This window comes from Streptomyces sp. NPDC001880, from assembly GCF_053594575.1.
In genome coordinates this window covers 1-7,110 of the sequence record NZ_JBSFET010000161.1, presented here as the reverse complement: position 1 = coordinate 7,110, position 7,110 = coordinate 1, and the positions used below count along the sequence as shown (strand labels likewise).

The 7,110-nt window shown below is 67.9% G+C and carries 4 protein-coding genes and 3 pseudogenes; 6 read left to right on the top strand and 1 reads right to left on the bottom strand.

Features of this window, described 5'->3' with window-relative positions; translation table 11 throughout:
- Positions 1-93 (top strand): annotated as a pseudogene (locus ACWCQ6_RS34910) (AAA family ATPase); the annotation flags it as partial.
- A gap of 192 nt (positions 94-285) precedes the next feature.
- Here ACWCQ6_RS34910 and ACWCQ6_RS34905 read toward each other — a convergent pair.
- Complete coding sequence (locus ACWCQ6_RS34905) at positions 286-1,341, bottom strand: tetratricopeptide repeat protein (RefSeq protein WP_451096189.1); 1,056 nt, start codon at positions 1,339-1,341, stop codon at positions 286-288.
- Between the two features lie 478 nt (positions 1,342-1,819).
- On the opposite strand from ACWCQ6_RS34905, the pseudogene ACWCQ6_RS34900 reads away from it, so the two are divergent.
- From ACWCQ6_RS34900 to ACWCQ6_RS34880, 5 genes and pseudogenes are all read left to right on the top strand, one after another.
- A pseudogene (locus ACWCQ6_RS34900) lies at positions 1,820-2,062 on the top strand (1-deoxy-D-xylulose-5-phosphate synthase N-terminal domain-containing protein); the annotation flags it as partial.
- A 25-nt stretch (positions 2,063-2,087) separates the two neighbouring features.
- A pseudogene (locus tag ACWCQ6_RS34895) lies at positions 2,088-2,306 on the top strand (1-deoxy-D-xylulose-5-phosphate synthase N-terminal domain-containing protein); the annotation flags it as partial.
- Positions 2,307-2,675: 369 nt separating this feature from the next.
- Positions 2,676-3,350, top strand: coding sequence for a hypothetical protein (locus ACWCQ6_RS34890; protein ID WP_451096187.1), 675 nt, complete (start codon positions 2,676-2,678; stop codon positions 3,348-3,350).
- A gap of 45 nt (positions 3,351-3,395) precedes the next feature.
- The gene (locus ACWCQ6_RS34885) at positions 3,396-6,494 is read left to right on the top strand and encodes an amino acid adenylation domain-containing protein (protein WP_451096185.1); all 3,099 of its coding nucleotides are present in this window, start codon (positions 3,396-3,398) and stop codon (positions 6,492-6,494) included.
- 57 nt (positions 6,495-6,551) lie between these two features.
- Complete coding sequence (locus ACWCQ6_RS34880; RefSeq protein WP_451096191.1) at positions 6,552-7,037, top strand: FAD-dependent oxidoreductase; 486 nt, start codon at positions 6,552-6,554, stop codon at positions 7,035-7,037.
- Positions 7,038-7,110: the final 73 nt, after the last annotated feature.

Below are 7,110 nucleotides of genomic sequence, written 5' to 3'. Positions count from 1 at the left end.
CTCCACCACTGCGAGGTGATCTCCATCAACGGCCCCAGCTACCGGCTCAAGAACCGCCTCAAGGCCATCGAGCGAGAGAACGACGTGGCCTGACACCGCCACGCCGACGGACGGCTCCGCGGCGTAGGCGTCGCCCTGCCCTCGGACCTGGATCCGGCTCACCGCCGCGCCGCTGCGCGGACGTACTTCGCCCACACCCCGATGGAGTGCCCGTCCCAGACCGCGTTGGTCGGAGGGAGGACGTGGCCGTGCGCGGCAGCGTGGGCGCGGGCGACAGCGACCCCGTCAGCTCCGGAGCTCGGCGCCTCGGGTGAGCAAGGCCAAGGCCGCGGGGTGACGCTGGTGGGGGCAAAGCCGCTGCCGCATGAGGTCGAGGCGTCGGGTGGCGCGGGTGGAATGCAGGGAGGGGTAGTCGTCGAGGAATGCCTGCCAGTGCGGCAGAGCTTCTTCCAAGTGGCCTTGGAAGAGGAGGGTTTCGGCGAGACGGGCTTGAGTGAGGGTGCGGGCGTGGTACTCGCCGGGGGTGCGCAGGCGTAGGGCCTGGCGCAGAGCGCGAACGGCGCCTTTTCCGTCTCCGAGGGCGGCGAGGGTCTGGGCTCGCTGGTAGTGCAGGGCGGCGATGGAGTAGGCCGTAAAGGGTCCAGGGGTGGGGTCCGCCTGGGCGTGGAGGCGTTCCGCAGCGACCAGGGCGGCACGGGCGGCGCGCCGGTCGTGGTGGGCCAGGACAACGGCGAGTTGCGCCTGTGTATACGCCTGGACGATGGATGGGCTGTGGCGGGTGGATTCGGTAGCGCGTTCGGCCAGGTCGCGTACCGTGGAGGTGCGGTGGCCGAGTTCGTGGGCGTGGGCGGACATGGTGCGCAGGGCTATAGCGTAGGTTGCCGAGTCGTCGGCCTCGGCGGCCAGGCGGGCGGCGGTTTGGTGGTAGTGCTGAGCGAGGCCGTCGGCGCCGTCGTCACCGCACATGGTGCCGAGCAGCAGGGTCAACTGTGCCGCTTCGGACAGCAGTCGGCGGTGAGCGGCGCCGGTGGAGCCCGAGTGGAGGTAGCCGGTGACATTGTGGGCGAGGTAGGCGGCGAGCGCGGACCGTATGTGACCGCCGCCGTGCGTCTGGGCTGCGCTGGCGAAGACAGTGGCCATGCCTCGCATGTGAGCGGCCTCTGCCTGCCCGGCCCGCAGCCTTCGTGAACCTGTCGGGAAGGCGGGCGGGACGCATGACTCACGGCTGCGCCCCTTGAGTTCGGGGACGGTGAGCGCGGCGAGGCTGTAGAGGCGGGTGGTGACCAGGTGGCGCCGGGCGGGGTCGAGGTCGGCGCGGGTGAGCGCGGTGAGTTTACGCAACGGGGCAGCCTCCCAGGACAGTTCTGGCACCTCCTCGCCAGGGGGGACGAGGGATAGTCCAGCTTCCTGTGCGCTGACGGGCCTGGCCAGTCTCCGGGAAAGCGCTTCGAGCAGGGCGGCCGGGGCGGGGGGCCGCGGGGTGGATCCGGACAGCCAGCGCGTAACCGTGGAGGGAGCGCAGGCGATCGTGTGTCCGCGCTCGGCGGCAGTGTTCCGTACTGCGGCAGCGAGTTGGGCTCGGCTCCAACCGGCCTCCTCGAGGAGCGCCCGCAGGCGGGGGTTGGGGGTTTGAGGCACAGCGTCCCTCCCTGGGTTCCGGTGAACCGGACTACCTCCGTCCGATTTCACAAGTGCACATTGTCTCAATGTGCGCACTGCCTTCACCGCCGTGCACCCCTGTGCAGCCCGGGGCACCTGCAGTGCACTGGTACCTACCCGAAGCAAGCCCATCTGCAGCATCGCGAACTATGCGTCACGCATGCTCTGGCGACACTTACCCCAAACTCCGCGAAGGAAGTGCCTGATGACTGCGGCACCACGCTCCCTCCTCGGCCTTGCAGACACGAACGATCCGCAGACGGCCCGGTCAGTCCCGGACTCCCAACTGCCTTACTTGACCAAGCAGATGCGTGAATTCCTGATCGACGAGGTTTGCGCGAGCGGCGGACACCCGGGACCAAACGTGGGCATGACGGAATTCACGCTGGCCTTGCGCCCCGCTTTCGGCTTCCCGCCGCGACGCCGTCGTCATCGACACCGGCTACCAGGCCTACGTACACAAGCTGCTCACCGGCCGCTGCAAGGAATTCGAGCACCTGCGGCAGGCTGTGGCCTTTCCGGACCCCTCGCGCAGCAGGTCGGTACACAGACTCGTGGAAAACTCACACGCTTTCACAGCCCGCTCCTGCGTGGACGGCCCGGCCAAGGCCCGCGCCCCGGTGCCCAACGCGACCGCACGGTGGTAGCCGCATCGGCAGCGCTGACTACGCCCCGGCCGAGCGGGACGAAGCGGACGGCCTGCACGCCGTGGGCTCCTTCGCGGCCGCCACCGGGTGCGCGGCCGGCACGTTCACGGCACCGTTGTGGACCGGCGCGTTTGGCCGGGAACTCGTCGAAGTCGCCCCAGAAGAGCAGGACGTTGTCGCCGCGAGGCCGCTCCGGCCGGACCATGCCACGGGAGTTCCCGGACCGGTTCCCCGACGCCGGTATCGCCGGCCAGTCCTGCGCACAGCCGGTCTCGTCTTCGGCCACGAAAAGAAGGGCGCTGCGGCCCAATCGCGTACCTGGTACAGCCGGTCTCTCTTCTGTTCTTTCATACTCGAAAGGAGCTTCGTATGTCGCATGACGTCGAGATCCTGCTCAAGCACGCCACTCCCGACACGAGCGTGCATGTGAGCGGTATTCCGCTGCTGACTGCCGTGGCCGACGGCGCTGCGGGATCCGCCGAAATTAGTCAGGTGGTGGTGGGCGAGTTCCATGCCCACGCGGCTGAGGTCGCGGCGTTCGCCACCTTGGCCGCCCGCTATCCGCAGCAGCCCGTAGCCGGCTACTTCCTGGACTTGGCCCGTCTCGTGCTCGATTGTGAGGCTCCGCTGCTGGCTTGCGCCGAGGCTCTGGGACTGGGCGAGGAAGAGCTGCGTGGGCAGCGACCGTCGGCCGCGATGCGCGATTTCGGCTCGCTCATGGCGTGGCTGGCGATGCGGGCCGGCCCCGCCGAGGCAGCTTGTGCGATCCGGTCCGATCTCCTGCTGTGGTGCGCGGCCTGTGGAGCGCTGGCCGAGGGTCTGGCCAACCAGGACTCCCCGCTGCCACAACCGGTGATCGACTACTTCAGCCTGTTCAAGGCCCCGCCTGAGCAGTTCGTCGAGGGTGCGCGTGCGGTGGCCGCCTACGGACTCTCGCATGGCGAGGACCCCGTCATCGCAGCATGCGGAATTGACCGCGTCGAGCCGGTCCTGTCCCGCTTCTGGGCGGCCGCGACGGAGCTATCCGCTCCCGCTGCCGACTGACCGAAGACCCGCACACAAGAAGGACACAAGACAAAGGAGCGTCACATGGCTACTGCCCTGCACGATGACCTCGTACGACAGTGGAACAGTACGGCGACCGACTACCCGCGCACGGCGAGCATCCCCGTGCTGTTCGAAGCCCAAGCTGCTGCCCGCCCCCAGGCCGTGGCGGTGTGCATGGGCGAAAACCGTCTGACCTACCAGGAGTTGAATGACCATGTCGTCCGGCTCGCCGACCATCTGGTCGGCAGGGTGGGCGTCAGGCCGGGTGACGTGGTCGGAGTGCTGCTCGAACGCTCAGTGGAGTGCGTGATCGCGGTCCTGGCGGTGATGCGGGCCGGGGCGGCCTATCTGCCGCTGGATCCGGACTATCCGCGCAAACACCTGGAGCGCGTGCTCAGCACCGCCGGAGTCCGCACCGTCATCACCTCCGAGTCGCACCGCTCCTTGCTCAAGCAGGGGACGACGGTGGTGGGTGTGCACGCCGGGAGGGAGCGCACAGGCGCCTCGGACGCCGTGGCGGTGAAGCCGGACGACCCCGCCTACGTCATCTTCACCTCTGGCTCCACGGGTGTGCCCAAGGGAGTGGTGGTCCCGCACCGTGGCCCGGTGCGGCTGGTGTGCGAGGGAGACGAGAGACTCCGGCTGACTCCCCAGGATGTACTGCTGGCTACCACCAATCCGACCTTCGACGTGTCGTGTTTCGAATGGTTCGCCACGCTCCTCAACGGTGCCCGGCTGGTGCTGGCGGAAGTCGACACACTCCTTGACGCCGACGGCCTTCAGGAGGTGCTGTTCCGCGAGGACATCAGTGTGATGTGGCTCAGCGCAGGACTGTTCCACCAGCTGGCCAAAGTCAAGCCGCAGATGTTCGCCACCCTGCGCTGTCTGATCGCGGGCGGTGACGCGCTCTCCCCCGAGGCGGTTCGCCACATCTTGGCGCACGGCCGTCCTGGGATGTTCCTCAACGGCTACGGACCGACCGAGAACTCCTCCCTGTCCACGGTGCACGAGGTGGTGGACCTGCCGCCGGATGCGGAGACGGTGCCGATCGGCATGCCCGTGGCCAACTCCACCGCCTACGTACTGCACGAGGACCGCACCCTGGCCGATGTCGGTGAGACCGGAGAACTGTGGGTCGGCGGCGACGGGGTCGCCCTGGGCTACCTCGGCGACGAGCCGCTGACCTCCGAGCGGTTCGTCCCGGACCACCTCGCCCCCGACACGTCAGGACAGCTGTATCGGACGGGCGATCTGGCCCGGTGGCGCCCGGACGGGGTGCTGGAGTTCCTTGGCCGCGTGGACCGCCAGGTCAAGGTCCGCGGATACCGCATCGAACTGGACGACATCGAGGTCCACCTCAGCGCCCACGAGCAGGTCAGGGAAGCCGCAGTCGTCGCCTCGCCCGATGGCGAACGGCTGCTGGCCTGGGTCACCCCACGTGCCACTTGCGACCCGGCGGATCTGGCATGGCGGCTCAGGGAGTTCCTGCGTGACCGGCTGCCCGTATTCATGGTGCCCACTCCGATCCTGGTGCGCGATCAGCTCCCTCTGCTGCGCTCGGGGAAGATCGACCGGGACCAGCTTGCCGTCGAAGCGGCGCAGCACGCCCCTGCCCGCACGCGCGCCAATGACAAGGCCGGTACGCCAGTGGTACGCGCGGTCGGCGAGGTGTGGACGCAGATACTCGGCGTGGGTGACGATATCGATCCGGACACCGACTTCTTCGCCCTGGGCGGACATTCGCTGCAGGCCACCCAGATGGCCGCCCGCTGCCGGGACCGGTTCGGCCTGCCTCCCGAGCACAACCGCTACCTGATCCGCACCCTGCTCGCAAACCCGACTCTGCGGACCTTCGCGGCCCACATTCAAAAGGCGATCGACACACCTGTCCAGGACATCGAAGAAAGCGCCATCGACTTCGACGCAACCTCCCAGCTGGATCCAGGCATGCGCTTCGCGACCGTATCCGACCCCGGGTCGCGCAATCGCCAGGTGGTGCTCAGCGGCGCCACCGGATTCCTTGGCACCTACCTCCTCGATGCTCTGGTACGCAAGGACGTCGCGACCCGGGTGTTCTGCCTCGTGCGGGCCGACAGCGAGCATGCGGGCCGCCAGCGGCTGGCGGCCCGCATGCGCCGCTACGGCCTCACCTTCGAGTCGGTCAAGGACAAAGTGACCATCATCCCCGGCGACCTGGCCGCCCCCCGATTCGGGCTGAGCGAGCAGGACTTCCAAGTGCTGGGAAGTCAGGCGGACACACTGCTGCACGCCGGGTCGAGGGTGAACTTCGCCTACCCCTACAGCGCCCTGGAAGCCATCAACGTCGGTGGCACCCGCACCATGCTGGAGCTGGCCCGCACCGGGCGAGCCAAGGCGCTGCACTACGTCTCTAGCATCGCCACCATCGCCGGCTTCGGCATCGCAGGAGTCCGCGACGTGGAAGAAGACACCCCACTGTGCTTCGGTGATCGCATATCGCTGGGATACCCGGAAACCAAATGGGTCGCCGAACGCCTCGTCGCCCAGGCAGCCCAGCAGGGGCTGGCCGTCTCCATCCACCGCCCGTACGAGATCACCGGAACCTGCCAGAGCGGCGTCTGGAACACCGACACGATGATGTGCGCGCTCTTCCGCAGCATCGCCGAAACCGGCCTGGCCCCCGACATGCCTCTCCCGCTGGACTTCGTCCCCGTCGATTACACCGCCGAGTCCATCGTGCATCTGCTGGCCCATCGGCCCGCCCAAGGACGCGTCCACCACATCACCAATGCCCACGACGCCCGCCTGGACTTGCTGGTGGAGCGCCTGCAGGCCCGCGGCTATAAGGTCAAGACCGTGCCGTACGACGAATGGGTGGCCTACATGGCGACCCTGACGGCCCGTGAACCCAATCAGCCGATGGCACCGTTCATGCCGATGTTCATCGAACCGGCCCGCGGTTCCAGCATATCGGTCAAGGCGATGTACTTCGCCGACACTTTCCCCCGTTTCTCCCGCGCCAACTTCGAAGCAGGTGTAGCCGATTCCGGCCTGGTCTGCCCGCCGGTGGACTCCGCCCTGATCGACCGGTACCTGACGTACTTCGAACAGTCCGGCTTCCTGCAGCCGGCCGACCTCACGGCGCCGTCGGCCCACACCTGACGAGAGGAAGGGAGGACCACCATGCGCATCGCCATCGTGGGAGCCGGCATCAGCTGACTGACCGCCGCCTGGCTCCTGGACGAACACCACGACGTCACCGTCTACGAGTCCACCAGGAATCCCGGTGGAAACATCCGGACCGTCCCCGTCCCGACCGCTCAAGGCACCGTCGCGGTGGACCTTGGTGCCCAGTTCCTGTCCCCGGTGGCCTACCCGCAGCACACTGCGCTGTGCCGTGCCCTGGGCTTCACCCCCAACAACACCACCCAAGTTCCGCTGACCACCACGCTGTTGCGGACCGGACAGGACGAGCCGCTGCTCGTCACCCCACACGCCCCCACCGATACTTCCACGGGGCGCAAGCCCCTGACCGGACCCGCATGGGAGGCCCTGGGCGGATTCCTCGGCCGGGCCGCGCACCTCGAAGCCGATGACGGCCCCTACACCACAACCGTCGCCGACCTTGCTGCCCCCCTCGACCTCCCGCAGCACCTCTACGAAGACGCGGTGCTGGCCTGGTGTGAACCGCCCCGGGTTCGGTAGAGATCTCAGATTGTGGTTTTGACCTGGGGTTTCGCGGTGGTGAGGTAGTAGTTGGTCTCGTATTCGACGGGTG